Below are 25,865 nucleotides of genomic sequence, written 5' to 3'. Positions count from 1 at the left end.
ACCCGCGGCGGCGCCAGCCACGGTTAACCTCGGGTGGTGACCCGTCGAGAGCAGGCCGTGGACGCCGGCGTCGCCGCGCTGGTGCTCGTCGCGTCGCTGCTGGTGCTGACCCTGGACGGGCTCGGCACCCCGACGCCGGACGCCACCGGCCTCGACGCCCCGGGCGTCGCACTGGTGCTCGGCGCGTCGCTGCCGCTGCTGGCCCGCCGCCGGGCGCCACTGCTGGTCTACCTGGCCATCGCGGCGTGCACCGGCGCGCTGCTGGCGCTGGGCTATCCGCTGGATTTCCCGTTCGGCTGCGTGGTGGCGGTCTACACCCTCGCCGACACGTACGGCGGCGATCCCCGGCCGGACCGGCGCTGGGCGGCCCGGGCGGCGGTGGGGATCTTCGTGCCGGTGGCGGCCGGCGTGTACGCGGCGGCCGGGTACCGCAGCCACAGCACGGCGTCGGGCATCCTGTTCTGGGCGTTGGCGTTCGCCGGGGCGTGGTTGGCCGGCGAGTTGACCCGGGTCCGCCGGGAACGCATCGCCGCCCTGGAGGAGCGCGCCACCCGGGCCGCCCGGGAGGTGGAGCGGGAACGCCGCCTGGCGGTGGCCGAGGAACGCACCCGGATCGCCCGCGAACTGCACGACTCGGCCGGCCACGCGATCAACGTGATCCTGGTACAGGCCGGCGCGGCGCGGCTGACCCACGCCCGCGACCCGCAACGGTCCCTGCGCGCCCTGGGCACCGTCGAGGACGTCGCCCGCGCCACGATCGTGGAGATGGAGCGGATGGTCCGTGCGCTGCGCGACGACGACGCCGACGTGCCGGTCCCGGCGGACCCGGGGGCACTGGAGGAGCTGCTGGACCGGCACCGCCTCGACGGGCTGCGCATCGAGGCGGAGGTACGCCCGCCGCCGGAGCCGTTGCCCCGCAGCGTGGCGTGGGCGACCTACCGCATCCTGCAGGAGTCGCTGACCAACGCCGCCCGGCACGGTGACGGCAGCGCCGAGGTCACCGTCCACTGCGGAGCCGAGGCGGTCGACATCACGGTCTGCAACCCGGCCTCGGCGCCGGACGGGGCGACCACCGGCGGCCGACACGGGATCGTGGGCATGCGGGAGCGCGCGCTCCTGCTCGGCGGGACCCTGGAGACCGCCGCCGAGCGCGGGACGTTCCGGCTGCGGGCGCACCTGCCGTACGCGGGTTCGGCGCGGTGAGCCGGCTGCGGGTGCTGCTGGTCGACGACGACGACCTGATGCGCGCCGGGCTGCGGGCGGTGCTGTCCGTCGACGACGGCATCGACGTGGTCGGCGAGGCGTCCGACGGCCGGGAGGCGGTCGAGTTGACCCGCGCGCTGGACCCGGACGTGGTGTTGATGGACGTCCGGATGCCACGGATGGACGGCGTCGCGGCGACCCGGGAGATCGTCACCGGGCGGTACCGGGCGAAGGTGCTGATCCTGACCACCTTCGAGGACGACGAGTACGTCTTCGGCGCGCTGCGGGCGGGGGCGTCCGGCTTCGTCCTGAAGCGGATCCGCCCGGAACAGCTCATCGCCGGCATCCATACCGTCGCCGACGGCGAGGCGCTGCTCGCCCCTTCGGTCACCCGTACCGTGATCGGCCGGATGGTGCGGCACGACGCCGAGCCGGCCGATCCGGCGCGGGACCGGCGGTTGCGTGAGCTGACCCCCCGCGAGCGCGACGTGCTGGACCTGGTGTCGCGCGGCCTGTCCAACGCGGAGATCGCCGCCCGGCTGGTGATCGAGGAGTCGACGGTGAAGACCCACGTCAAGCGGATCCTGGCCAAGACCGGGCTGCGCGACCGGGTCCAGGCGGTCGTGCTGGCGTACGAGTCGGGTCTGGTCCGTCCCGGCCAGCAGGGTCCGCGCTGACCGTCCCACCCGCCACAGCCGTGCACACCGGTCCCGGTCGGGGCCGACGAAGGTCGCCGCAGGGCGCGTACCGCGCGGACCTCGCGAGGCACGCGGCGGGGCCCTGCGGTGGCATCCGGGTCCGCCGGGTGGACACGTGACGGCAACGAAGAATTCTCATTTTCACCGGATCGGGGGCCCAACCCTCCTAGTGTTGGGCACACCGGTGCTAGTCACGGAGTTGGCCACCCGAACGACGTCCCACGCAGTCAGCGGACGAAAAGTGAGGGAAGACGCGTATGAAGGCACAGAGAGTTCTCGTTTCCGCGGCGGTCGGCGTGGGCCTCGGCACGCTGCTGCTCCCCGGCGCCGCGCTGGCCGACACCACGGTGTCACCGGCCAGCACCCCGGTCGGCGGCACGGTCGTGCTCACCGCCACCACCTGCAACCCGAAATCCGGTGACGCGCTCTTCCGCGTGACCGGCCCGGACCGGGACCAGAACGTCCGGTCCACCACCGCCGCCGCGGGCGGCGGGCTGAGCGCCGAACTCTTCACCGCGGGCTTCACCCTGGGCACCTACACGGTGGCCGCCACCTGCGGTGACGGCAGCGCGGCGGGTAGCGCCACGTTCGCCGTCACACCGATCGGCGGCGCGCCGGCCGGCGCCGGGGGCGGCACCGGCGGCGGCGGTTCGGTCGCCGCCGGTGCCGCACTGCTCGGCTCCGCCGCCGGCGGCGCCCTCATCCTGGCCCGCCGTCGTCGGCACGCCGTCGTGGCGGCCACCGCCTGAGGGTCACGACCCGCACGTCTCCATCCCTGGAGAACGGGTGCCCGCACCGGTCCGACCGGAGCGGGCACCCGGGTCACCGCGTACGAGAGGTGGGCCGTTGTCCCGCGACAGGTTCGGCTGGGCGCTCGTCGCGCTGCTCGGCGCCCTCGGACTCGGGATGGTCGGCACCGGGGTGACGGTGCTGTCCAGCAACCCGCCCCGGCCCTCCGGGGCCGGCACGCCCGGCCCGGCACGACCCGGCCCGGCGGTGCCCCCGCTGCCCCGCGCAGATCCGGTCGCCGTGTCGATCCCGGCGATCGGGGTGGACGCGCCGCTGGTGGCGGTCGGCGTCGACGACCGGGGCACGCTGGAGGTGCCACCGGTGGACAAACCCACCGTCGCCGGGTGGTACCGGCACGGTGCCAGCCCCGGCGAGACCGGCAACGCGGTCCTCGTCGGACACGTCGACTCGGCCGCCGGTCCGGCGGTCTTCTTCGACCTCGGCCGGCTACGCCCCGGCGACACGGTCCGGGTGTCCCGGGTGGACGGCCGGGTGGCCAGCTTCGTCGTCGAGTCCGTCGCCTCGTATCCCAAGGACCGCTTCCCCACCGACGAGGTCTACGGCCCGAGCACCTCCGCCGGCCTGCGGGTCATCACCTGCGGCGGCCGGTTCGACCGGTCCAGCGGCAACTACGTCGACAACGTCGTCGTCTTCGCCACCCGGATCCCCTGACCCGCCCCGCCACCGCCACCGTGGATCCGGTGCGGGACGGCGCGGCGGAGCTGCGTACGGTGTCGGACGCGGGTGGCCGGCGCGACGGAGGTGGACGGTGCAACGGGAACGGGTGCGACTGCCGGAGTTCGTGACCCGGCTGCTCGGGCGGGCGGTCCCCGCACCACGTGGCCCGACACCCCGGCGGGCCAACCCGGACGCGGTGGTCGACTGCGCGGTCTACCTCGACGGACGGCGGGAGCCGGGCCGCCCGCACTACGCCGACGCGTACGCCCGGACACGGCACCGCCGCGACGCCTTCGTCTGGCTCGGCCTGCACGACCCGGGTGCGGCCGTGATGGCCGCCGTGGGCCGGACCTTCGGCCTGGACGACCTGACCGTGGAGCACGCCCTGGCCGACGGGCACCGCCCGGCGGTACGGCAGGACGGCACGGTGACCCTGCTGGTGCTGCGCACCGCCGGATACGTCGGGCACGGTGAGCTGACCGACACCTCCGAGGTCGTCGACACCGGTGACGTGCTGGTCCTGCTCGGCGACCGGTTCGTCATCACCGTCCGGCACGGCGCCGTCGGGGCCCTGGCCACGGTGCGCGACGAGATCCAGCGCCGACCGGACGTCCTGGCCGAGGGACCGTGGGCGGTGGCGTACGCGGTCTGCGCCCGGATGGTCGACCTCTACCTGGAGGTCGCCGCGCACGTCGAGCGGGACCTGGAGCGGGCCGAGGAGTCGGTGTTCGCGCGGGACCGCTCCGCCGACATCCAGCACCTCTACCAGCTCAAGCGCGAGGTGGTGGAGTTCAAGCGGGCGGTCCTGCCGTTGCAGGCGCCGCTGCGGGTCCTGCTGGACACACCGGCGGACGGCCCGCCGCGCGGCCTGCGCCGCCGGTTCGCCGACGTCGACGCCCGGCTGGCCCGCGCCGTCGACCGGGTCAGCTCCTACGACGACCTGCTCACCTCCATCCTCCAGTCGCGACTGACGCAACTCGCCGTCGACCAGAACAACGACATGCGCAAGATCGCCGCGTGGGCCGCCATCGCGGCCACCCAGACCGGCATCGCCGGGGTGTACGGCATGAACTTCGCCCACATGCCGGAACTGGCCTGGCGTTACGGCTACTGGGGCGCGCTGGGCCTGATGGCCCTCGCCGCGGTGACCCTGCACCGCCTCTTCCGCCGGTCCAACTGGTTGTGACGTCCCGCCGCGCTGCGGGGGTGGCGCGCTGCGGCCCAGCCTCGAAAACGGCCGCGCGGAGGGGCGGATCCCGGGCCGGGTCGGCGCTGCGCGAGGATGAGCGGGTGGGAAGACGACCGGATTCGGCGGCCGGCGGCGGGGCCTGTCCGTGCGGATCGGGATTGCCGTACGACGACTGCTGCGCCCGGCTGCACCGGGGCGAGGCGGACGCGCCGACCGCCGAGGCGTTGATGCGGTCGCGCTACGCCGCCTTCGCCGTCGGGGACACCGCGTACCTGCTGCGCAGCTGGCACTCCTCGACCCGGCCGGCACGGCTGCGCCTGGACCCGGGCGAGCGGTGGACCGGCCTGGAGGTCGTCGGCACCGACCGGGGCGGCCTGTTCGACAGCACCGGCACGGTGGAGTTCCGCGCCCGGTACCGCGCGGGCGGGCACCCCGGCCAGCTCACCGAACGCAGCCGGTTCGTCCGCGAGGACGGCCGCTGGGTCTACCTGGACGCCGAGCCGACCTGACCGCGCGTCGCCCCGGCCGCCGGGGCGACGCGCCGGAGCGAGCTGACCGGCGAGGGCGTGCGCGACCCGGGTGACGTCGCTAGGATGGGCTTCGGCGCCGTCCTGCGCCACACCTCCCTCCCGGTGCTCACGCCACCGGCTCCGCGGAGGCAGAGGGGGCCCGAGCCCTCGGGACGCCACACCATGTGCCCCACTCCGGCGGGGTCGACGGGAGCGTGAGTCCCTGCGACCGTGCCGTGGACAGGGAGCACGTGATGACCAGTCACCGCGCCTTCAAGGCCCGGGTGCGCGCCCGGATGACCAAGACCGGTGAGAGCTACACCACCGCACGCCGGCACCTGCTGACCCGGGTCGCCGCCGGCACGCGGGCACCGGCCGACAGCGATCCGGCGCACCGGGGGGCGGCCACCGCAGCGGCCCCGGACGACCCGTCCGGGGCCACCACCGACCCGGCCACCATCCCGCGCGGCCCGGCGGCACGCGCAACGGCCGAACACGGAACAGCCGGGCCGGACCCGACGGCCGCCGTCGCCGGACAGCGGGAGCGGATCCCGGACGCGTTGCTGCGCGAGCGCACCGGCCGGGGCTGGGACGAGTGGTTCGCCCTGCTCGACGACGAGAACACCGCCGGCCGGTCGGGCGAGGACACCGCCGGGCGGTCGGGCGACGACACCGCCGGGCGGTCGGGCGCGGGAACGGCCGACGCCCGCACCCACGGCGAGATCGCCGCCTGGCTGGTGACCACGCACCGGGTGCCGGGCTGGTGGGCGCAGACCGTCACGGTCGGCTACGAGCAGGCCCGCGGGCTGCGCGCACCGGGCCAGGGCCGCGACGGCGGGTACTCCACGGGCGGCAGCCGGACCGTCGCGGTGCCCGTCGAGCGACTGTTCGACGCCTTCGCCGACGAGGCACTGCGGGCGCGGTGGCTGCCCGAGGTCGAGGTGCGGGTCCGGACGGCCACCGCGCCGCGTACGTTCCGTGCCGACTGGGCGGGCGGACCGACCCGCATCGTGGTCGGGTTCGTCGCGGTGGGCCCGACGAAGTCCAAGGTGACCGTGCAGCACGAGAAGGTGACCGACCCGCGGCGGGCGGCCGACCTCAAGGCGTACTGGCGGGACCGGCTCGCCGCGCTCAAGCAGCTCCTGGAGACGGACGGGGACCCGCGATGACCATCACCTTCGTCAACCTGCCGGTGCGCGACCTGACCGTCGCCGTCACCTTCTTCCGGGCCCTCGGCTTCACCGCCGACGACCCGGCCCCGGACGGCACGAGCATCGCACTCACCCTCGGCGCCGACACCCGGCTCATGCTGCACGTTCCGCCGGCCTTCACCGCCTACACCGGTGTCCCGGTGACCGACCCGGCGACCAGCCGCGAGGTGATCATCGGCCTCTCGGCGGAGAGCCGGCAGCAGGTCGACGACCTCGTCGACCGGGCGGTGGCCGCCGGGGGCGAGTCGCTCGGCGGCGGCCAGGACCAGGGCTGGCTCTACATGCGCGGCTTCCGGGACCCGGACGGCCACCAGTGGTCCTACCTCAGCATGGGGGGCTGACCACCGGCTCGGCCCGGCGGCGGTCACCGCGACCGCCGCCGGGCCGAGGAGTCACTCCGCCGACCGGGTCGCCCGCCGCGAGCCCGTGCCGGCCCGCCTCACCACCAGCACCGCGACCAGGAGGTACGGCACGGCGGCCACCGCGAACGCGACCGCGTTGCCGGCCCCGGTGGCGAGCAGGCCGTAGCCGGCGTACAGGGCGATGACGGTGACGTCGGTGGCCATGCCGGACAGCGAGGTGACGGTGGCCCGGCTGGCACCCCTGATCCGGGCCTGCAACCGGGCCCCGGCGAGCACGGTGGCGAGTTGAAAACCGCAGAACGCGGCACCGATCAGCACGAAGCCGGCCGGATGACCGAGCAGCGCGCCGGCCGCCAGGGCGACCGCGGAGGCCACCAGCAGGACCGCGTACCCCCGGCGACCCCAGCGCTCCCCCGCCGGGGCGAGCAGCCCGCCGACGCTGACCCCGATCCAGGTGAGCAGGAGCAGCAGCGGCACGGTCGGTTCGGCCACGCCGGTGTCCCGGGCCAGCAGCGGGGTGTACTCGTCCAGCACGCCCCATACACCGCTGACGGCGGCGACGAGCAGGACCGCCGCGCGTACGCCCCGGTCCAGGCGGACCTCGGCGAGCCCGGCGCGCAGGCTGGCCCACCAGCCGAGGTCGTCGTCGGGGTCGTCGGAGTCGCCGGCGGGACCGGTCGGGGTGGTCACGGCGGGCCGGCGGTGTTCCGGGAACCGGGTCGCGAGTGCCGCCGCGGCCACGCAGGTCGCCACGCTGGCCGCGCCGACGGCCAGGTAGCCGCCGAGGGCGAGCACCGGGCCGGCGAGCACGATCGACAGCAGCACCGCGACGGTGCCGGCGGTCTCCGCGCGGCCGACGGTGCGGGCGTACCGGCCGGCGGCGCCCAACTGGTCGAGCTCGTCGAACACCAGCGCCTCCAGGGCACCGGAGGCCAGCGCGCCGCCGGCGCCCCAGAGCAGGAAGCCGAGGGCGAACGCCGGGTACGACGGGGCGAGCACCCACAGCGCGAAACCGGCGCCGGTGACCAGCGGCGCCAGGCAGATCAGCAGCCGTCGGGACACCGCGTCGGCCAGCGCGCCGGAGGGGACCTCCAGCAACACACTGGACGCCGACCAGATCACGAACAGCGTGGAGATCTGCCAGACGGTGAGGCCGGTGTCGCTGAACAGCAGCGCGTACACCGGGTAGAGCAGGACGAGTTCGCTGAGGAACGCGTATCCGTAGAGGGTCGCCGCCAGCCGGCGGACCCGGCGGTCGGGCGGACGTACCGAGGTGAGGGTCATGAGGCCTTCCCGTGGGATCGAAGCGGTCGCCGGACGTACGGCGGCCGGGGTGGCCCACGGCAGCGGCCTCTAGTTCTGGATCAACATCGCCACGTCATGACCGCGATCGTAGACGGCGGTCCGGGGCCGGTCCACGGCTTTCGCCCCGGACACGCGGCGGGGTGGGACCCTCGACGGGTCCCACCCCGATGCGCGGTGGTCGGCCGGCCGGTCAGCGGCGGTACTTCTCCGGATCGGTCGGGATGACCATGGTCGCCTCGGCGTCCTCGGCGTCCTCGGCGGTCGGCTGCGTCGGGATGCTCCCGGCCCGCGAGCTGACCTGGGTGGTGTCCGCACCGGACGTGGAGCCGGCCGCGCCGCGCGGCACCGGCTGGGTGATGTCGGCGTCGGCGGGACGCGGCACCACCTGCGTCGCCTCCACGTCGGAGAGGCCGGTGTCCCCGGCGGCGGGCGGCACCACCTGGGTGGTGTCGGACGCGCCGGCCAGGTGTGCCGCGGTGTCCCGGCGGCCGGCCTGGTAGGCGCGGGCGTGGGTGGCGATGAGCTGCGACTCCTGCTCGGCGCGGGTCAGCCAGGACTCCCAGCGGCTCTGCATCGGGCGGACCAGGCCACCGCCGACCCCGACGACGAGGATGCCGCCGACGGTGGCCAGCACGGCGACCAGCACCGGGGTGGTGACCGCGGTGGCGACACCGATCTGGTTCAGCGCGGCGATGACGCCGAGACCGAGGATGAACACGTACGCGATGGTGGCCAGGATCCGGCCGTAGGAGAGCCCGCCCAGGGCACCGCCGATGATGTCCCGCACCGCGTTGGCGATCGCGGCGGCGACCACCACGATGACGATCGCGACGAAGGCACGCGGCAGCCAGGCGACGACGCCGGCGATCAGGTCGGAGATGGGGTTCGGGCCCCAGATGCCGAAGGCCAGCTGGAGGGTGACCAGCAGGACCCCGTAGTAGGCGAGCTTCGCCACGATGTCGCTGGCGTCGTAGCGGGAGCGGGCCAGCGCCCGCCGGATCCCGCCGCGCTCCACGGCCTTGTCGAAGCCGACCCGCTCCAGCACCTTGTCCACGATCTTCAGCACCGCCTTGGCGATCAGCCAGCCGGCCACCAGGATCGCCACGAAGGCCACGGCCTTCGGCAGGAAGAGCATCACCGAGCGCAGGGCGTCGCCCACCGCGTCGCCGAATCTGTCTGTCATCCCTCGTCCTCACTACGCGCATCCGTTGTCCGGCCGCACCTACCCGGGTGACCCGCGCCGGAAACACCGGACCCGCGGGACGCGTCAGCCCCGGCAGTCGTACCGGACCGGGGTCTGCGCCTGCATCGCGGACGGGGAGACGATGTTGACGGTGGCGGTCTCGCTGGCGGCACCGACGCCGCTGAACGCCCACCGCAACGTCAGCGTCACGCTCCGCTGACCCCAGCCGACCCGCTCGGTGAGCAGCGTCCCCGGGGTGCTGCCGGAGCGCAGCCACTGGTAGCGGATCTCCCCCGCCCGGCCGTTGGTGGCCACCGTCGCCACCACGTCCACGGTGGCGTCGCATCCGGCCGGCGGCGGCGTCGCCACCGTCACACCGTCGACCTCCAGGGGGCGCAGCCGCTGCCACAGGTAGAGCCCGACGACGACCACCAGGACCACGGTGAGCAGGCCGGACAGCAGCGAGGTCAGCCGGCGCCAGACCGGCCGGCGGCGGGGCGGCGGCGAGACCGGCCAGGCGGGCGCGGGCGGCGGCGTGGTGGGCACGCCGGGCCCGAACCGCACCTCACCGCCCGCCTGGGCGGCCACACCCGATCCGGTACGCCCCGACGCGCCCACCCGCGCCGCGCCGGTCCCGGTGGACGCCGCCGACGTCGGCCGCCCGTACGTGCCGGTGCGGTTCACCCCGGTCGGCTCCCCCGGCCGGTGCGCCGTGGACCGTCCCGGGCCGGTGTGGACGGTCGCGTCGAGGTGTCCGGTCGCGGCGGGGTACGTCGCGCCGACGTCGGCCGGTAGGTGGACGGTGGCCTCCCCCGCTCCGGAAGGACCCGTGCCGACCAGCCGGGTGGTCGCCTCGTCGGCCGTGGACGCAGCCAGCCGGGTGGTCGCCTCGTCGGCCGGGGCCAGCCGCGCGGTGGCCGTGTCGTCGGGGCCGGGCGGCACGGCCAGCCGGGTCGTCGCCTCCTCGTCCGGACCGCGTGGCACGGCGAGCCGCGCGGTCGCCGCGTCGTCCGGGCCGGACGGCACGACCAGCCGGGTCGTCGCCTCCTCGTCCGGACCCGGTGGCACGGCGAGCCGCGCGGTCGCCGCGTCGTCCGGGCCGGACGGCACGACCAGCCGGGTCGTCGCCTGGTCGGCGGTCAGGTGGATGGTGGCCTCCTCCGGGGTGCCGTGGCCGGTGGCCCGGTCGGACCGCAGGTGGACGGTCGGCTCGTCCGGCGGGGACGCCGCGGGGTGCGCGTCCAGGCGCACCGTCGGGTCACCGGCGGCGGGCATCCGTCGGGTGGGCAGCGCCTCGGTGGCGTCGTGCGGCTGGCTCATCGCGGCCCGCCTCCGTCCTGGTGGTCGACGTGGTCGCCCCGGTCAGCCGGGGGTGCAGAAGGAGTAGAGGGTCACGTACAGCGGCGGGCTCGGCGCCGAGGTGTTGCCGGCGGCGTCGACCGCGACGACGGTGACCGGTATCCGGGTGGTGCTGCCCGGTCGGGGCAGGTCGCCGAGGACGCCGGTGAACCGCGAGCGCCCGACGGAGGTCATGGTGACCGCGCCGCCGCGTTTCTCCACCGTGTACCGGAGGCTGACCCGCAGTTGCCCGGCCGGGGAGCGGTCGTCGGTGACCACGGCGGTGACCGTGCTGGCGGTGGGCCCGTACGGGCAACCGGCCGGGTCGAGGACCGTCGGGTCGGCACCGACCTTCTCGACCGTCGGCGCGACCCGGTCCGGTGGGGGCGGCGGGCTGGTGGTGACCGTCGGGCGGGTCGTCGCCGGTGCCGAGGTGGGTGGGGCGGCGGGGGTGGTCGGCGCGGTGCCGCCGGTCGGTTCGTCTGGCGAAGCCGGCGCGGCGGCGGTGGTCGGGGCGGTCGGGGTGGTCCCCGCCGGGGGACCGGCGGTGCCGGTCGGTGCCACCGTGCCGGTGACCGGCGCCGGGCCGGCGGGGGGTCCGACCGTGGTGCCGGCGACCGACTCGGGGTCACCGACCGCGGTGGCCGGCGGGGCGTCGCGGGCGGCGTAGCTGAGGCCGGCGCCGCCGAGCAGCAACGCCACCACGACGCCGGCGGCGAGCAGGGCCGGTCGGGCCCGGCCGGTACGCAGGTGGCCGAACCGGCCGGCGCCCCCGCCCAGCCGGGTGCTGGCCACGCTGGTGGCGCCGGCGGTGCCGTCGGGGAACGGGAACAGCGCGGCGAGCAGGGCCGCCCGCCGGGCCAGTTCGGCGAGCCCCCGCTCCTCCCACCGCGGCCCGTACGCGTCCGCGGCGACCTGCTCCAGCACCGCGAGGAAGACCTGGGCGGGCTGTGGTCTCTCGTCGGGCCGCTTGGCCATGCCCAGGCGTAGCAGCTCGTGCAGCGGCGGGGGCACCAGGTCGGTGGGGACCGGGTCCTCGGCGTGCTGGCGGCGCAGCGTGAACAGGTCCCGGCCGTCGTAGGGCGGCCGACCGGTGACGCACTCGTAGAAGGTCGCGGTGGCCGCGTAGATGTCGCAGGCCGGGCTGGCCGGCGCCCCGGTCCACTGTTCCGGCGCCATGTAGCGGGGGGTGCCGGTGACGCTGCCGCCGGAGTCCTCGCCGACCGGCATGGCGATGCCGAAGTCGGCCAGCTTGCTCGCACCCTCGGCGGTGACGAGCACGTTCTCCGGCTTGTAGTCGCGGTGCACGACGCCCCGGTCGTGGGCGGCGCCCAGCCCGGCCAGTGACCCCTTCAGGACGCACAGCGCGGACTCACCGGTGGTGGCCCCGTGCGCGCGCAGCATCTGTCGCAGCGAGACGCCGTTCACCAGTTCCATCACGATCGCCGCGCCGGCCGGCGACTCGACGTACTCGTACAGCCGCGAGACGTGCGGGTCGTCGATGTCGGCCAGCAGCCGCGCCTCGGCGCGGAACGTGTCCCGGAAGGAGGGATCGTCGCCGATGCCGGCGGTCAGATACTTGACCGCCACCGGCGTGCCGGTGGCGTCGTGGACGGCGAGGTCGACGCGGCCCGACGCACCGGCGCCGAGCTGTCGGACCGTGGTGTAGCCGGAGAGCCGCCAACCGGTCACGTGCGCACCTCTCCCGCCCCGGGTGGACGGTCCCGCCACCCGCCCTGCTGGTCATTGTGGTCGCGTCGCGGCGGCCGGCCATCGGCGCAACGGGTGCTTCCGGTTCCCCGGTCGGCGGCCCGGCCCGGCGTCCCGGCGGCATGGTCGGTCACGGACACAGGGTCACTGGTACCAGCCGGGCGCAAGCGCCCGCCGGCGGTGCAGCGGGCCGGCCGGTCCAGCGGGTGCGGATTGGGCCTCGTCCCCGGGCCGCGCCGCCCCGCACGATGACGGCTCACCACCACCGGGAGGACGCGATGACCGACCCCTTCGCCGAGTTGTCCACGCCGGCCCTGGCCGACGCCTGCGTACGCCTGGGGGTGCCGCTCCGGGCGGCGCCGGCCGGCCTGCGGGCGGTCGTGCCCGGCCACCGGCTCGCCGGTCGGGCGCGGCCGGTCCGCCACCACGGCAGCGTGGACGTCTTCCTGGAGGCCTACGGCGACGCCGCCCCGGGCGACGTGCTGGTGATCGACAACGCGGGCCGGACGGACGAGGCGTGCGTGGGCGACCTGGCCGTGCTGGAGGCGGTCGCGGCGGGCCTGGCCGGGCTGGTCGTGTGGGGCCTGCACCGGGACACCCCGGAACTGATCGAGATCGGCCTGCCGGTGTTCAGCTACGGGAGCCTGCCGCTGGGCCCGACCCGGCTGGACGACCGGGAGCCGGCGACGCTGACCAGCGCCCGGTTCGGGCCGCACCTGGTGACCGGCGACGATGTCGTCGTCGCCGACGACGACGGGGCGATGTTCCTGCCGGTCGCCCGGGCCGGGGAGATCCGGGCCGTGGCGGAGGGGATCCGGCGCACCGAGCGCGCGCAGGCCCGGCGGATCCGGGCCGGGGAGACGCTGCGGGGGCAGACCGGCTTCGCCGACTACCTGGACCGGCGCGCGGCCGATCCCGGGTACACGTTCCGGGCCCACCTGCGGCGCGTCGGCGGCGCGATCGAGGAGTGAGCAGGCCGGCCCGGCGGGTGAGGACGGTCATAACGGCTGGACGATCCGCCGTGGGCCGCTGCTAGTGTCGTCGGCAGGTCATGAGCGCCAGCGTCAAGCCCCGGCTCGCTGGCCGGCAACCCTCGTCCACGTAGGGGTGCCCCGGGTGAGGACCAGGCACCGGAGTCGTTCCGGTGCAAGCGTGGCCTGGTTCCCCAGGCCGACCCGGCCCGTTGAGGAGAACCATGTCCACTTCCCGTTGCGTCCCTTCGCCGGTGCTGATCCGTCGTCGGCACGTCGACCTGATGCGGGTCCACAGCGCCGCGTGTAGCTGACCGCGCCGCTTCCCTTCCGCCGCACCCCTTCCCGCGGTACGCCCTCCCGGCGGACCGCCGGTGGCGCACGCCCGCGCCCGCCGCCCACCCGACCTCCCGGAGACACCTGTGCGACTTCTTCCTGCCCTGACCCGTGCCGCCGCCCTCGGCGTCGCCGCCGTACTCGCCGCGACCACCCTCACCGCCTGCGGCGACGACTCCGCGTCGTCCGCCGCCGACAACCCGTACGGCCTGCTCCAGCCGGGGGTGCTGCGGGCCGGCACGCTCACCGACGCGCCGCCGAACGTCTTCCTCTCCGACGGCAAGTTCACCGGGTACGACAACGACCTGCTGGTCGCGGCGGCCGGCAAGCTCGGCCTGCGGGTGGAGTTCGTCGGCACCGACTTCTCCGCGCTGCTGTCCCAGGTCGCCAACCGCACGTTCGACGTCGGCAGCTCCTCGATCACCATCACCGAGGCGCGGAAGAAGACCGTCGACTTCGGCAACGGCTACGACTTCGGCTATTTCGGCCTGGACGTCCCGGCCGGCTCGACGCTCACCGGCTTCGACCAGCTCGGCGGCAAGCGGGTCGTGGTCGTGCAGGGCACCGTGCAGGACGACTACGCCACCGGCAAGGGCCTCGACCCGGTGCGGGTGCCCGACTACAACGGTGCGATCAACCAGCTCAAGGCCGGCACCGTGGACGCCTGGATCGCTCCCGCCGAGATCGGCGAGAAGTCGGCCGCCGACAGCAGGGGCACGATCACGGTCGCGGCCAAGGAACTCAGCCCGGCCCCGACGGCGTACGCGTTCGCCAAGGACAACGACGCGCTGCGGGAGGCGCTGAACAAGGCCCTGGACGAGGTGATCGCCGACGGCACCTGGACGAAGCTCCAGACGCAGTACTACCCCGGCCGCCCCGTCCCGGCCGACTTCACGCCCGGCAGCGGCGCGGTCGCCCCGCCGAAGGCATGAAAGGAAGGGCCCCCTGTTAACGCCTGGCGTTGTACAGGGGTCCCTTCCCAACCCACCACCGGACACGAACGAGCGGGGCGGTAGGAGAGACGATGGATCCGTTGCGCACCCTGTGGGAGACGTTCTTCGACGTCGATTCCATGCGCGAGGCGTTGCCCGAGATGCTGACCGTCGGGCTGCCCAACACGCTGATCCTGGCGGTCTCCGCCGCCCTGCTCGGCTCGGTGCTGGGCATGGCGCTGGCCGTCGCGGGCATCTCGCGTACGCGGTGGCTGCGCTGGCCGGCCCGCGTCTACACCGACATCTTCCGGGGCCTGCCGGCGGCGGCGACGATCCTGCTGATCGGCGTCGGCCTCGCCCCGCTGGGCATGCGGGTGTGGGGCCCGAACCCGTACCCGCTGGGCATCCTGGCGTTGTCGCTGATCGCGGCGGCGTACATCGGGGAGATCTTCCGCTCCGGCATCCAGTCGGTGGAGGCCGCGCAGTTGGAGGGGGCCCGCGCGCTGGGCCTGTCCTGGGGTACGGCGATGCGGGTGGTGATCATCCCGCAGGGCGTACGCCGGGTCCTGCCGGCCTGGGTGAACCAGCTCATCGCGCTGATCAAGGACTCCAGCCTGGTCTACTTCCTGGGCCTGCTGGCCAGCCAGCGGGAACTGTTCCGGATCGGGCAGGACTACGCGGCGAACACCGGTAACCAGTCGGCGCTGCTGCTGGCCGGCCTGTTCTACCTGGCGCTGACCGTGCCGCTGACCCACGCCGTCAACGCCATCGACCGGCGGCTGCGGCAGGGCCGCCCGGCCGGCGCACCGGACGGCGACGACGACGATCTCGCGCTGGCCGGCGCGGTGGAAGGAAGCCCCCGATGACCGTGGCGACGAGCGAGAGCGTCAGCGTGCGGGTCCGCGACGTGCACCTGTCCTTCGGGTCGAACCGGGTGCTGCGCGGTGTCGACCTGGACGTGCCCCGGGGCGCGACGGCCTGCGTCATCGGCCCGTCCGGCTCCGGCAAGTCCACTCTGCTGCGGACGGTCAACCGGCTGATCGAGCCGGACCGCGGCGACGTGCTGCTCGACGGGCGCAGTGTGCGGGGCGACGACCCGGACGCCCTGCGGCAGCGGGTCGGCATGGTGTTCCAGCAGTTCAACCTCTTCCCGCACCTGAGTGTGCTGCGCAACGTCACCCTCGCGCTGCGGCGCGTCCGGCGACTGGGCGAGGACGAGGCGGTGGCGGTCGCCCGCGCCCAGCTGGAGCTGGTGGGGTTGGCCGCGAAGGCCGACGCCCGGCCGGCGCAGTTGTCCGGCGGGCAGCAGCAGCGGGTGGCCATCGCCCGCGCGCTGGCGTTGCAGCCGCAGGTGATGCTCTTCGACGAGGCCACCTCGGCGTTGGACCCGGAGTTGGTCAAGGGTGTGCTGGCGCTGATGGCGGACCTGTCCGCGCAGGGCATGACGATGATCGTGGTGACGCACGAGATGGGCTTCGCCCGGGAGGTCGCCGACACGGTGGCCTTCATGGACCGGGGCGTGGTGCTGGAGGCCGGCGAACCCGCGCGGATCTTCGAGTCCGCCGAGCACCCCCGCCTGCGCCGCTTCCTGTCCCAGGTGCTCTGAATCCGCCGCGGCCCGGGGTCTGGCGCCGGGCGCACGGTTGGCAATATCCTCCACGGGACGCAGGGGGAATGGAGCTGATTTTCAGAGGGCTCCCGGCCCCCTCCACCGGACGCCGAGGAGATGTCATGCCCGTCGACCGTTCCGAACTGGACCGCCGGACCCTGCTGCGGGCCGGCCTCGGCGCCGCCACCGTCGCGGTCGTCGGGACCGAACTCGCCCTGCCCAGCGCCGCGCGGGCCGATCCCGGCACCGACCTGGACTGGATCCTGAGCTGCGACGAGTGGGGCGCCCGGCCGCCCAAGGACCCGCTGTCGGTCAGCACGATCCCCACCAACAAGATCATCGTGCACCACATGGCGTTCCCCAACGTCACCGACTACTCCCAGGCGCAGGCGGTCAAGCTCGCCCGCGACTGCCAGGACCTGCACATCGACGGCAACGGCTGGTCCGACACGGGGCAGCACTTCACGATCAGCCGCGGCGGGTACGTGCTGGAGGGGCGGCGCGGCAGTCTGGAGCGGCTGGCCGCCGGCGACCGGCAGATGGTCTCCGCGCACTGCCCGGGCGAGAACGGCCGGGCCATCGGCATCGAGAACGAGGGCACGTACGTCACCGAGACACCGCCGGAGGCGCTGCTCGACTCGCTGGTGAAGCTCTGCGTGACGATCTGCCGGCAGTACGGGCTGCACGCCCACGACATCTTCGGCCACTGGGACTTCCGCACCACCCAGTGCCCGGGCGCCGCCTTCTACCGACAGTTCCCCACCCTGCGCCGGCGGGTCTTCACCGCGCTCGGCACCGACCTGGCCGACGTGCCGGCCCGCCGCTGGCCGGACCTGTGGCGGTTCGTCAGCGCGCCGACGGTCCGCCTCGCGCAGTACCTGCTGGCCCACCGGGGCTACGCCGTGCCGACCACCGGGGTGTTCGACGCCGCCACCGTCGCCGCCGTGCAGGACTGGCAGGCCCGCAACGGCATCCCGGTCGACGTCGACGCCACCCTCACCGCGCCGACCTGGGAAACCCTCGCCCCGGAACTGGACAAGCACGCGTCCGGCCTGCCGGTCACCGCCATCCAGGACCTGCTCGTCTTCCGGGGCTACCCCGACGTCACGGTCACCGGCGAGTACGACCACGCCACCCGGAAGGCCGTCCAGGAGTTGCAGGAGCTGCACCGGCTGCCGCGCAACGGCAAGGTCACCACCGACACCTGGTGCGTCCTGGTCGGCGGGGTGGTCCGGCGGTCCTTCCGCCGCTGACCGGCCGCCCGTCCGCCCGGCGTGTGCGCCGGGCGGTGACGCCTCGTGGTGCGACGATGACCCCGGTCGTCGCACCACGAGGAGGACGTCATGACAGCGCAGCTCAACCCGTATCTGACCTTCGCCGGCGACGCCCGCGAGGCGATGGAGTTCTACCGGCGGGTGTTCGGCGGGGACCTCACGCTGACCACCTTCGGTGAGTTCGGGACGCAGGACCCGGCGTACGCCGACCAGATCATGCACGGCCTGCTGCGTACCGCCGCCGGTCACGTGCTGATGGCCTCCGACCTGCCGCCCGGCGAGGAGCTGCGGCGGGGCAACGACCACACCGTCTGCCTGAGCGGGGACGACGCCGACGAGCTGCGGAGCTGGTGGGAGCAGCTGTGCGTCGGCGGCACGGTCGGCGTGCCGCTGGAGAAGCAGATGTGGGGCGACGAGTACGGGCAGTGCGAGGACCGGTTCGGCACCCCCTGGATGGTCAACATCACCACCCCGTCGACGTGAGCGGCACGAACGCCGTTTGACCTGCCCCGCGGGCGGAGAAACAACGCGGACATGAAGTGGACCGCTCGAGCCGTGCCCGTCGTCGCCGCCCTCGCCGGCCTCGCCGCCCGTGACGTCCTGCAACGCGACCACGCGCTGCTGCGCAACTTCCCGGTGATCGGGCGGGCCCGCTACCTGCTGGAGTCGATCGGGCCGGAGCTGCGGCAGTACATCGTGGCGGGCAACAACGAGGAGCGGCCGTTCACCCGCGACCAGCGGCGTTGGATCTACGCCTCGGCGAAGCGGGAGAACAACTACTTCGGGTTCGGCACCGACAACGACATCGAGTACACGCCGGGCTATCCGATCATCAAGCACCGGACGTTCGGCCGGGCGGTGCCGCCGTCGTCGCCGACGGCGGGTCACGACGTACGCCTGCCGGCGGCGAAGGTGCTCGGCGGTGCCCGCGGCCGGGCGAAGGCGTTCCGGCCGGAGTCGGTGGTCAACATCTCCGGGATGAGCTTCGGCTCGCTGTCCGGCAACGCGATCACCGCGCTGAACAAGGGCGCGGCGCTGGCCGGCTGCCTACAGAACACCGGCGAGGGCGGGCTGTCGCGGTACCACCGTAACGGCGGCGACCTGGTGTTCCAGCTCGGCACCGCGTACTTCGGCTGCCGGGACGCGCGGGGGCGCTTCGACCTCGCCCGGCTCAAGGACCTGGTGGCCGGCGCGCCGGTACGCGCACTGGAGATCAAGCTGAGCCAGGGCGCGAAGCCCAGCCTGGGTGGACTGCTGCCGGGGGCGAAGGTGTCGGCGGAGATCGCGGCCACCCGGGGCATCCCGGAGGGCCAGGACTGCGTGAGCCCGTCCCGGCACGCCGAGTTCTCCGACTGCGACAGCCTGCTCGACTGGGTGGAACTGCTCGCCGCCGAGACCGGCCTGCCGGTCGGCATCAAGTCCGCCGTCGGCGACCTGGGCTTCTGGACCGAGCTGACCACGCTGATCCGGGACACCGGCCGGGGCGTGGACTTCGTGACCGTCGACGGCGGCGAGGGCGGCACCGGCGCCGCGCCGTTGATCTTCACCGACTCGGTGTCGCTGCCGTTCCAGCAGGGCTTCGCCCGGGTCTACCAGGTCTTCGCGGAGCGGGACCTGCACGAGGACGTCGTCTTCGTCGGCGCCGGCAAGCTCGGCCTGCCGGACAACGCCGTGGTGGCGTTCGCGCTCGGCTGCGACATGGTCAACGTCGGGCGGGAGGCGATGCTGGCGATCGGCTGCATCCAGGCCCAGAAATGCCACACCGACACCTGTCCGACCGGCGTGGCCACCCAGAACCCGTGGCTGGCCCGAGGTCTGGACCCGACCCTGAAGTCGGTCCGCGCCGCCAACTACATCAGTACGCTGCGGCGCGACCTGGTCAAGGTCGCCGAGGCGTGCGGGGTGGAGCATCCCGGGCTGATCGACACCGACGCCGTCGAGATCCTCGACGGGCGCACCTCCTCCACCCCGCTGCACGAGGTGTACGGCTACCGCCGCGAGTGGGGCCTGCCCTCGGCCGCCGACCGCGCCGAGATCATCCGCCTGATGGTCCCGGAAGCCCCGCAGGGCAGCACCGCCCCACCCTCCCCCACCGCCATCCCCTGACCCGGGACGGAGGGGCGTTGGCGCTGGTCAGTCGTGCTGGCGGGGGTGGGCGTGCGAACATGTGTTCGTGTCGACCGAGGCCACCATCCTGCACGCCGACCTGGACGCGTTCTACGCCTCCGTCGAGCAGCGGGACGATCCGCGCCTGCGCGGCCGGCCGGTGATCGTGGGCGGCGGGGTGGTGCTGGCGTGCAGTTACGAGGCGAAGGCGCGGGGCGTCCGCAGCGCGATGGGCGGTCACCAGGCCCGCCGGCTGTGCCCGGACGCCGTCGTGGTGCCGCCGCGGATGTCGGCGTACACGGCGGCCAGCCGCGCGGTGTTCGAGATCTTCCGGGACACCACCCCGCTGGTCGAGGGGCTCTCGGTGGACGAGGCGTTCCTCGACGTGGCCGGGTTGCGTCGGCTGGCCGGGGCGCCGGCGGACATCGCGGCCCGACTCCGGGTGGCGGTCCGGGAGCGGGTCGGCCTGCCGATCACCGTCGGGGTGGCCCGGACGAAGTTCCTGGCGAAGGTGGCCAGTGGCGTGGCCAAACCCGACGGCCTGCTGGTGGTGCGACCGGCCGACGAGATGGCGTTCCTGCATCCGCTGCCCGTCGAGCGACTGTGGGGGGTCGGCCCGGTCAGCGCGGCCAAGCTGCGGGAGCGCGGGGTGCGTACCGTCGGTCAGGTCGCGCGGCTCGGCGAGGCGACCCTGGTGTCGCTGCTCGGCGGCGGTGCCGGCCGGCACCTGCACGCGCTGGCCCACAACCGCGACCCACGGGCGGTGCAGGTGGGCCGGCGCCGCTCGTCGATGGGCGCGCAGCACGCCCTGGGGCGGACGCCGCACTCCCCCGCCGAGCTGGAGGCGATCCTCGCCGGGCTGGTCGACCGGGTGACCCGGCGGATGCGGGCGGCGTCCCGCTCGGGTCGGACGGTGGTGCTGCGGCTACGGTTCGCCGACTACACCCGCGCCACCCGCTCGCACACGGTGGACAAGGCGACCGCCGACACCGCACCGCTGCTCGGTGCGGCGCGGGCGTTGCTGCGCGCGGCGTCGCCGGAGATCGACCGGCGGGGCATCACGCTGATCGGCGTCTCGGTGGGCAACCTCGACGACGCGCCGGTCCAGCCGCCGCTGCCCTTCGACCGGGATCCGGGGGCGGACCTGGACGCGGCGGTCGACGCGGTGCGGGACCGGTTCGGGTCGGCGGCGCTGACCCGGGCGGCGCTGCTCGGCCGCGCGCCGGGCGTGGAGATGCCCCTGCTGCCGGACTGACTCCGTGCGCATCCCGGCCGTCTCGGGCAGACGCCTCATCCCGCCGGACGGTCGACCCGGGCGGCCAGCTTCCGGGGCGCGAGCAGGCAGTAGCTCTCGGTCAGCAACTCGGCCACCTCCTCCCAGTCGACGACGCCGTCCAGCCGCAGGCCGACCGCGTCGGCCGGCCAGGGCGCCGCGAAGAACGGCGGCCCGGCCGCGAGCAGGGCGCGCAGCTCGTCGCCGCCGGCCCGGAAGGTCAGCACGCAGGTCGGCCGGTCCACGGCGGCGGCCCGCGCGTAGGACCGCTGATGGCCGGGATCGACGGTGAGCGTGTAGGCGAAGGTCCGCTGCCGCACCCGCCAGCGGACCCCGGCCCACGCGGGTTCCTCGTAGCTCTCCGGGAACGCCTGGCAGATCGGGCGGAGCTGGTCGAGGACCTCCGGCGGCACATCCCCGTAACTGGTCACCCCCGACACGGTAGGCCCACCCACCGACAGGATCGGCCGCCGTCAGCGGTCCCCGGCGGCGAGCGCGGCGGCGACCTCCCGATCCAGGGTGCCGTCGGCCACGACCACCCGGTGCCGGGCCGTGCGACCGGTCCCGGCCGGCAGGACCAGCGGCCGGTCGAACGCGAACGCCACGCAGATGCCCGGATACATCGACGTCCGCACGAACCACCGGTCGCCGGGCGCCAGGCCCGAGAAGACCAGGGTGTACGCGGCCGAGTCCGGGCCGGTGCCGGCGAACGCCACCCACGGCTCGGTGCTGCCGTTGACCACCTCCTCACCGTCGGCGCGCGAGGTGAAAACCCGGCCCGGCGCGGCGGTGACCGCCCGCCAGAAGAACCCGCCGTAGCCGGCCCCGCCGGGCCGGCCGTTGGTCGCCGGGCTGCCCAGGGTGACGTCGCGATCCTCCGGAGCGGTCAGCGTGTACCCGACCTCCAGCGCCCACGCCCGCTCGGTAAGCGGCCGGGCGGTCAACTCCCGGCGCTCGGTGAGCAGGACGACGCCGTTGGGATCGCGCCACTGGAGGTGGTGGGCCAGCCGGTGCGGCTCACGGGCCTCCCAGCCGGTGTGCGCGATCCGCCCGTGGTCGTCCCGCCAGGCGTAGCCCTCGTCGCGGCGGTAGGTGCGCCCGCCCCAGAGGTTCGTGCCGTTGACGTCCGGCACCGCGAGGGAGACGCCGTTGTGCCAGACGTGGTCGGCCGGGAACGCGTCGGTGACCACGGTGCCGCCGAGGGTCCGCACCGGGTGCAGGTACGGCCGGCGGCCGTGCCGGACGTCCAGTGGCGGGTCGAGCGCGTAACGGGCCACCGGCACGTCGCCGACGCACAGGCGCGGGTCGGCGGTCACCGCGGCCGCGCCGGGGCGGGAGCGACGGCGGGGGTGCCGGCGACGCGGCGGGCGACCGCGTGCAGGGCGGCCAGGGCGTACCCGGCGAGGATCGGCAGCGCGATCGGGGTGACCAGCACCGCGAGCAGCGCGGCCACCAGCGCGGTGGCACCCGCGGCGGCCCAGGTGCCCGGGTGGGCCCGGCACACCTCGGTGGCCGCCCCGGCGGCGGCGCGCCAACCCCGGCCGGCGCCCACCTGCACGACGGCCAGGCCGGCCCAGCCGGCCAGCGCGGCGGCGGCCCCGACGGTGACCAGGAGCAGTGGTCCGCCGCCGGGTACCCGGCCGGCGGCGAGCGCGGCCACGTCGAGGGCGAGCAGCCCGAACGCGGCCAGTGCCAGCGCCCCCACCGCGACGCCGGCGGGGACCGCCCGGACGAAGCGGCTCAGCGTCTGCCGGGCACCGGGCCAACCGCCGGTGGTGAGCCGGTCGTGCACGGCCGCGCTGGCGGTCGCGACGGCGGCGCCCGCGGTGAACACCGGCAGCGCGGCCACGCTCAGCAGCACGCCGAGCAGGGCCAGGTCGGTGGCGTCGGTGAGCACGTCCCGCCAGTCGGAGCGGACGGGCCCGTCCTGCGGCGGCCTCATCCCTTGAGCCCGCTGGTGTTGATGCCCTCGACCAGCATCCGCTGGAAGGCGAGGAAGAACAGGAAGACCGGCAGCAGCGACAGCACCGACATGGCGAACATCGGCCCGACCGCGCTCTGGCTGGTGGAGTCGATGAACAGGGTCAGCGCCACCGGCACCGTGTAGTCCTCCAGGTCGGACAGGAACACCAGTTGCCGGAAGAAGTCGTTCCAGGTCCAGATGAACGAGAAGATCGCGGTGGTGACCAGCGCCGGACGGCTCAGCGGCAGGATCACGTGCCGGAAGATGCCGAACGCGTTGGCGCCGTCGATCTTGGCGGCCTCGTCCAGCTCCCGCGGGATGCCGCGCATGAACTGCACCATCAGGAAGACGAAGAACGCCTCGGTGGCCAGGAACTGCGGAATGAGCAGCGGCAGGTACGGCCATTCCCCGCCGACCAGGCCCAGGCTGCGGAACAGGATGTACTGCGGGACGATCAGCACGTGCCCGGGCAGCAGCAACGTGCCGATCATGACGGCGAACCAGACGCCGCGCAGCCGGAACCGCAGCCGGGCGAAGGCGTACGCGGCGAGCAGGCAGGACACCGCGTTGCCGACCACGGTGAGCAGGCTGACCATCGCGCTGTTGAGGAAGAACCGGCCGAAGCTCAGGTCGAAGTTCGACCACCCGTCGACGTAGTTGCCCGGGGTGAACGTCTCGGGCAGCAGCCCGATGTTGTTGACGATCTCCTCCTGGCTCTTGACCGACGTACCGATCATCCAGAACAGCGGGTAGAGCACGACCGCGACGATCGCGATCAGGATGACCAGGCGCACGGCCTGGCCGCGCCCGGCCCGGCGTGGCGCGCGCGGTCGGGTCGCCGCCGTGGTTGCCGTCGCCGTCACCTGTCCTCCCCGTCGGAGTAGTGGACCCAGAAGCGTCCGGTGCTGAAGAAGATGGCCGTGATGACCGCGATGGCGAGCAGGAAGACCCAGGCCATCGCGGAGGCGTAACCCATCTCCAGGTTGGTGAAGCCGGAGATGTAGAGGTTGAGCGTGTACATCAGGGTGGAGTCGACCGGACCGCCGGTGCCGTTGCTCAGCACGAACGCGGCGGTGAAGCCCTGGAAGCCGTTGATGGTCTCCAGCACCAGGTTGAAGAAGATGACCGGAGAGAGCATCGGCAGGGTGACGTTCCAGAACTGGCTGACCTTGCTCGCCCCGTCGACCGAGGCGGCCTCGTACAGCTCGGTGGGGACCTGCTTGAGGCCGGCCAGGAAGATCACCATCGGGGCGCCGAACTGCCAGATGGCCAGCACCATCAGGGTCTGCAGGGCCCAGTCCGGGTCGTTGACCCAGGGTTTGCCCTCGATGCCGAAGAGACTCAGAAGGGAGTTGAAGGCGCCGTCCCGGTTGAACATGCTCACCCAGACGATGGCCAGCGCGACGCTGCCGCCGAGCAGCGAGGGCAGGTAGAACAGGCTGCGGAACAGGCCGACCCCCCGCCAGGCCCGGTTGAGCAGCAGGGCCACGCCGAGTGCGGCAGCCAGCTTCAGCGGCACCGCGATCAGCGCGAACTTCAGCGTCACCTGGACCGCGTGCCAGTACGACGGATCGCTGGTGAACATCCGCTCGTAGTTGGCCAGCCCCACCCACTCGACCTCCGACAGGGGAGTCAGGATGTCGTAGTTGGTGAAGCTGAGGTACAGCGACAACAGCATGGGAATCGCCGTGACAGCCATCAGGCCGAGCAGCCAGGGCGACAGAAACAGGTATCCGGCCAGACCTTCGCCGTGCCGGTTCCGTCCGGCCCCGCGCTTGGCGGGGGGCCGGACGGAACCGGTGTCACGTCGGGTGGGTCCGGGCGCCGTGGTCAGGGCCACGAGCCGGCTCCTCTCCGAACCTCGTTGTTCAGGCGATCGCGGACTTGCAGGCGGCGTAGAACTGCTCGGCTGCCTGCGCCGGGGTGAGCCGGCCGTACTGGGCTTCCTCGGCGGCCTTGGTCAGCTCGGCGCGGACCTTGCTGTGGCCCTTGATCGGCACCTGCGGCGCGGCACCGAAGGTCTCCGCGAGCTTGGTCTCCACCTCGATCGACTGCTTCATCGCCGGGTCGGTGACGCTCTGGCTGACCTGGTCGCGTAGCTCGAGGTTGGACGGCAGCCCCCGGTCGGTGCCCAGCAGCTTGACCGCCTCCGGGTCGTTGGACAGGAAGTTCAGCACGTCGACCGCGGCGTCCTTGTGCTTGCTGCCTCGGAAGACCGACCAGTACATCGCGGCACGGGCCCACTGCGCGCCCGGATCACCCGGGTACGCGACCACGCCCAACTCGTCCTTGGTGTTCTTCTTCAGCTCCGGCATCTGGTTGACCCACACCCAGGAGGTGCCGGCCTTGCCGGTGACCACGAGCTGCTTGGTGATGTCGGTGGCGTTGCCCTCGTGGATGACGTCCGGGGTGGGGGTGGCGCCCCGGTCCCGGGCGCCCTTCCACAGCTCGAACCACTTGGTCACATCCTCGACGGTGAAGCCGAGGTCGTTGCCCTTGTACAGGTCCTTGCCCTGCTGACGCAGCCACACCCAGAAGGCCTTGTCCACGGCGCTCGCGTCCATGGTCCCGGGAACCTTGGTCTTCTTGGCGACCTGCTCGGCCCAGGCGATGTGCTCCTCCCAACTCATGCCGGTGGTCGGCTCGGGAAGACCGTTCTTGGTCAACAGGGTCTTGTTGTAGACCAGGCCCTGGGTGTTCTCTCCGGCGGCCAGGCCGGCGAGCTTGCCGTCGACCACCCCGTACTGCCAGAGGCTCTCCGGGAACTTGGAGACGTCGAGCTTGCCGTTGTCCTTGTACTCGGTCAGGTCGAGGGTGGTGTTGCGGGCCGCGTACTCGGTGAGGAAGTTGTCGTCGATCTGGAAGATGTCCGGCGGGTTTCCACCGGCGGTGAGGGTGGCCAGCTTGTCGAAGTAACCCTGGTTGGCCTGCCAGGTCTTCTTGAACGTGACGTTCGGGTTCTTCTCGGTGTAGAGCGCCAGCGCCTGTTCGGTGAGCTGGGCCCGGGCCTCGCCGCCCCACCAGAAGATGGACAACTCGACCTTGCCGTCGGAGCCGGCCTCGTCGTCGCCGCCGCAGGCGACGGCACCTCCGAGGAGCAGTGGTACGGCGACGGCCGCGGCCAGCAGCCGGCGCAGGAGTCGGCGTCGGGGCACAGGGGTACGGTGAACGGGCACGGCCATCGTGCCATGGGTGGGGGGCGTTGCGGGGTGCATGTGCGCTCACT

26 protein-coding genes and 1 riboswitch are annotated in these 25,865 nt (G+C 73.8%); of the genes, 16 read left to right on the top strand and 10 right to left on the bottom strand.

Features of this window, described 5'->3' with window-relative positions:
* The first annotated feature begins 36 nt into the window (after window positions 1-36).
* The 8 genes from D7223_RS28655 (at window position 37) to D7223_RS28620 (ending at window position 6,618) form a co-directional block, all read left to right on the top strand.
* Window positions 37-1,203, top strand: a complete 1,167-nt coding sequence (locus D7223_RS28655; RefSeq protein ID WP_120732115.1) for a sensor histidine kinase — start codon at window positions 37-39, stop codon at window positions 1,201-1,203.
* On the top strand, window positions 1,200-1,880 hold the full coding sequence (locus tag D7223_RS28650; RefSeq protein ID WP_120732068.1) for a response regulator: 681 nt from the start codon (window positions 1,200-1,202) through the stop codon (window positions 1,878-1,880). Before D7223_RS28655 ends, D7223_RS28650 begins: the two co-directional genes overlap by 4 nt.
* 278 nt (window positions 1,881-2,158) lie before the next feature.
* Complete coding sequence (locus D7223_RS28645; protein WP_120732066.1) at window positions 2,159-2,650, top strand: hypothetical protein; 492 nt, start codon at window positions 2,159-2,161, stop codon at window positions 2,648-2,650.
* Window positions 2,651-2,807: 157 nt separating this feature from the next.
* Window positions 2,808-3,362 carry a class F sortase gene (locus D7223_RS28640; RefSeq protein WP_120732113.1) on the top strand — a complete coding sequence of 185 codons (555 nt, stop codon included), beginning with the start codon at window positions 2,808-2,810 and terminating at the stop codon, window positions 3,360-3,362.
* A gap of 97 nt (window positions 3,363-3,459) precedes the next feature.
* Entirely contained in the window at window positions 3,460-4,554 is a 1,095-nt protein-coding gene (locus D7223_RS28635) for a magnesium and cobalt transport protein CorA (RefSeq protein ID WP_120732064.1), read from the top strand.
* Between the two features lie 86 nt (window positions 4,555-4,640).
* Complete coding sequence (locus D7223_RS28630) at window positions 4,641-5,066, top strand: YchJ family protein (RefSeq protein WP_186832400.1); 426 nt, start codon at window positions 4,641-4,643, stop codon at window positions 5,064-5,066.
* A 254-nt stretch (window positions 5,067-5,320) separates the two neighbouring features.
* The gene (locus tag D7223_RS28625; protein WP_120732060.1) at window positions 5,321-6,235 is read left to right on the top strand and encodes an SRPBCC family protein; all 915 of its coding nucleotides are present in this window, start codon (window positions 5,321-5,323) and stop codon (window positions 6,233-6,235) included.
* Entirely contained in the window at window positions 6,232-6,618 is a 387-nt protein-coding gene (locus tag D7223_RS28620) for a VOC family protein (protein WP_120732058.1), read from the top strand. The genes D7223_RS28625 and D7223_RS28620 overlap by 4 nt, the downstream gene beginning before the upstream one ends.
* A 51-nt stretch (window positions 6,619-6,669) precedes the next feature.
* Here D7223_RS28620 and D7223_RS28615 read toward each other — a convergent pair whose 3' ends face one another.
* From D7223_RS28615 to D7223_RS28600, 4 genes are all read right to left on the bottom strand, one after another.
* The gene (locus D7223_RS28615) at window positions 6,670-7,923 is read right to left on the bottom strand and encodes an MFS transporter (protein WP_120732056.1); all 1,254 of its coding nucleotides are present in this window, start codon (window positions 7,921-7,923) and stop codon (window positions 6,670-6,672) included.
* Window positions 7,924-8,134: 211 nt separating this feature from the next.
* Complete coding sequence (locus tag D7223_RS28610) at window positions 8,135-9,127, bottom strand: mechanosensitive ion channel family protein (protein ID WP_120732054.1); 993 nt, start codon at window positions 9,125-9,127, stop codon at window positions 8,135-8,137.
* A gap of 84 nt (window positions 9,128-9,211) precedes the next feature.
* Window positions 9,212-10,447 (bottom strand): hypothetical protein, encoded by a 1,236-nt coding sequence (locus D7223_RS28605; RefSeq protein WP_120732052.1) that lies wholly within the window; start codon window positions 10,445-10,447, stop codon window positions 9,212-9,214.
* Window positions 10,448-10,489: 42 nt separating this feature from the next.
* Window positions 10,490-12,157 carry a serine/threonine-protein kinase gene (locus D7223_RS28600; RefSeq protein WP_120732049.1) on the bottom strand — a complete coding sequence of 556 codons (1,668 nt, stop codon included), beginning with the start codon at window positions 12,155-12,157 and terminating at the stop codon, window positions 10,490-10,492.
* 296 nt (window positions 12,158-12,453) lie between these two features.
* Between D7223_RS28600 and D7223_RS28595 the strand changes: the two genes are divergently transcribed.
* From D7223_RS28595 to dinB, 8 genes are all read left to right on the top strand, one after another.
* Window positions 12,454-13,146, top strand: a complete 693-nt coding sequence (locus D7223_RS28595; RefSeq protein WP_120732111.1) for an RraA family protein — start codon at window positions 12,454-12,456, stop codon at window positions 13,144-13,146.
* 76 nt (window positions 13,147-13,222) lie between these two features.
* Window positions 13,223-13,334, top strand: a riboswitch (SAM riboswitch).
* Between the two features lie 234 nt (window positions 13,335-13,568).
* Window positions 13,569-14,414: an ABC transporter substrate-binding protein gene (locus tag D7223_RS28590; protein ID WP_120732047.1), complete on the top strand. Its 846-nt coding sequence runs from the start codon at window positions 13,569-13,571 to the stop codon at window positions 14,412-14,414.
* Window positions 14,415-14,506: 92 nt separating this feature from the next.
* Entirely contained in the window at window positions 14,507-15,280 is a 774-nt protein-coding gene (locus D7223_RS28585; RefSeq protein WP_120732044.1) for an amino acid ABC transporter permease, read from the top strand.
* 2 nt (window positions 15,281-15,282) lie between these two features.
* On the top strand, window positions 15,283-16,020 hold the full coding sequence (locus D7223_RS28580; protein WP_120732109.1) for an amino acid ABC transporter ATP-binding protein: 738 nt from the start codon (window positions 15,283-15,285) through the stop codon (window positions 16,018-16,020).
* A gap of 125 nt (window positions 16,021-16,145) precedes the next feature.
* Window positions 16,146-17,276, top strand: coding sequence for a peptidoglycan recognition protein family protein (locus tag D7223_RS28575; RefSeq protein ID WP_120732042.1), 1,131 nt, complete (start codon window positions 16,146-16,148; stop codon window positions 17,274-17,276).
* A 90-nt stretch (window positions 17,277-17,366) separates the two neighbouring features.
* Window positions 17,367-17,780 carry a VOC family protein gene (locus D7223_RS28570; protein WP_120732040.1) on the top strand — a complete coding sequence of 138 codons (414 nt, stop codon included), beginning with the start codon at window positions 17,367-17,369 and terminating at the stop codon, window positions 17,778-17,780.
* A 51-nt stretch (window positions 17,781-17,831) separates the two neighbouring features.
* Complete coding sequence (locus D7223_RS28565) at window positions 17,832-19,403, top strand: FMN-binding glutamate synthase family protein (RefSeq protein ID WP_120732038.1); 1,572 nt, start codon at window positions 17,832-17,834, stop codon at window positions 19,401-19,403.
* 67 nt (window positions 19,404-19,470) lie between these two features.
* Window positions 19,471-20,658, top strand: a complete 1,188-nt coding sequence (gene dinB / locus D7223_RS28560) for a DNA polymerase IV (RefSeq protein ID WP_120732107.1) — start codon at window positions 19,471-19,473, stop codon at window positions 20,656-20,658.
* Between the two features lie 35 nt (window positions 20,659-20,693).
* Here dinB and D7223_RS28555 read toward each other — a convergent pair whose 3' ends face one another.
* From D7223_RS28555 to D7223_RS28530, 6 genes are all read right to left on the bottom strand, one after another.
* Entirely contained in the window at window positions 20,694-21,107 is a 414-nt protein-coding gene (locus D7223_RS28555) for an MmcQ/YjbR family DNA-binding protein (RefSeq protein ID WP_120732036.1), read from the bottom strand.
* A 42-nt stretch (window positions 21,108-21,149) separates the two neighbouring features.
* Window positions 21,150-21,992 carry a DUF6807 domain-containing protein gene (locus D7223_RS28550; RefSeq protein ID WP_120732034.1) on the bottom strand — a complete coding sequence of 281 codons (843 nt, stop codon included), beginning with the start codon at window positions 21,990-21,992 and terminating at the stop codon, window positions 21,150-21,152.
* Complete coding sequence (locus D7223_RS28545) at window positions 21,989-22,618, bottom strand: hypothetical protein (RefSeq protein ID WP_120732032.1); 630 nt, start codon at window positions 22,616-22,618, stop codon at window positions 21,989-21,991. Before D7223_RS28545 ends, D7223_RS28550 begins: the two co-directional genes overlap by 4 nt.
* Window positions 22,615-23,376: a carbohydrate ABC transporter permease gene (locus tag D7223_RS28540; RefSeq protein ID WP_238162274.1), complete on the bottom strand. Its 762-nt coding sequence runs from the start codon at window positions 23,374-23,376 to the stop codon at window positions 22,615-22,617. Before D7223_RS28540 ends, D7223_RS28545 begins: the two co-directional genes overlap by 4 nt.
* 122 nt (window positions 23,377-23,498) lie before the next feature.
* Window positions 23,499-24,479, bottom strand: coding sequence for a carbohydrate ABC transporter permease (locus D7223_RS28535; protein ID WP_120732028.1), 981 nt, complete (start codon window positions 24,477-24,479; stop codon window positions 23,499-23,501).
* Window positions 24,480-24,507: 28 nt separating this feature from the next.
* Complete coding sequence (locus tag D7223_RS28530; RefSeq protein WP_120732025.1) at window positions 24,508-25,854, bottom strand: ABC transporter substrate-binding protein; 1,347 nt, start codon at window positions 25,852-25,854, stop codon at window positions 24,508-24,510.
* Window positions 25,855-25,865: the final 11 nt, after the last annotated feature.

Origin of the sequence: Micromonospora endolithica (assembly GCF_003626595.1) — a bacterium.
GTDB classification, from domain to species: domain Bacteria; phylum Actinomycetota; class Actinomycetes; order Mycobacteriales; family Micromonosporaceae; genus Micromonospora; species Micromonospora endolithica.
This window is presented reverse-complemented; position numbering and strand designations above follow the sequence as displayed.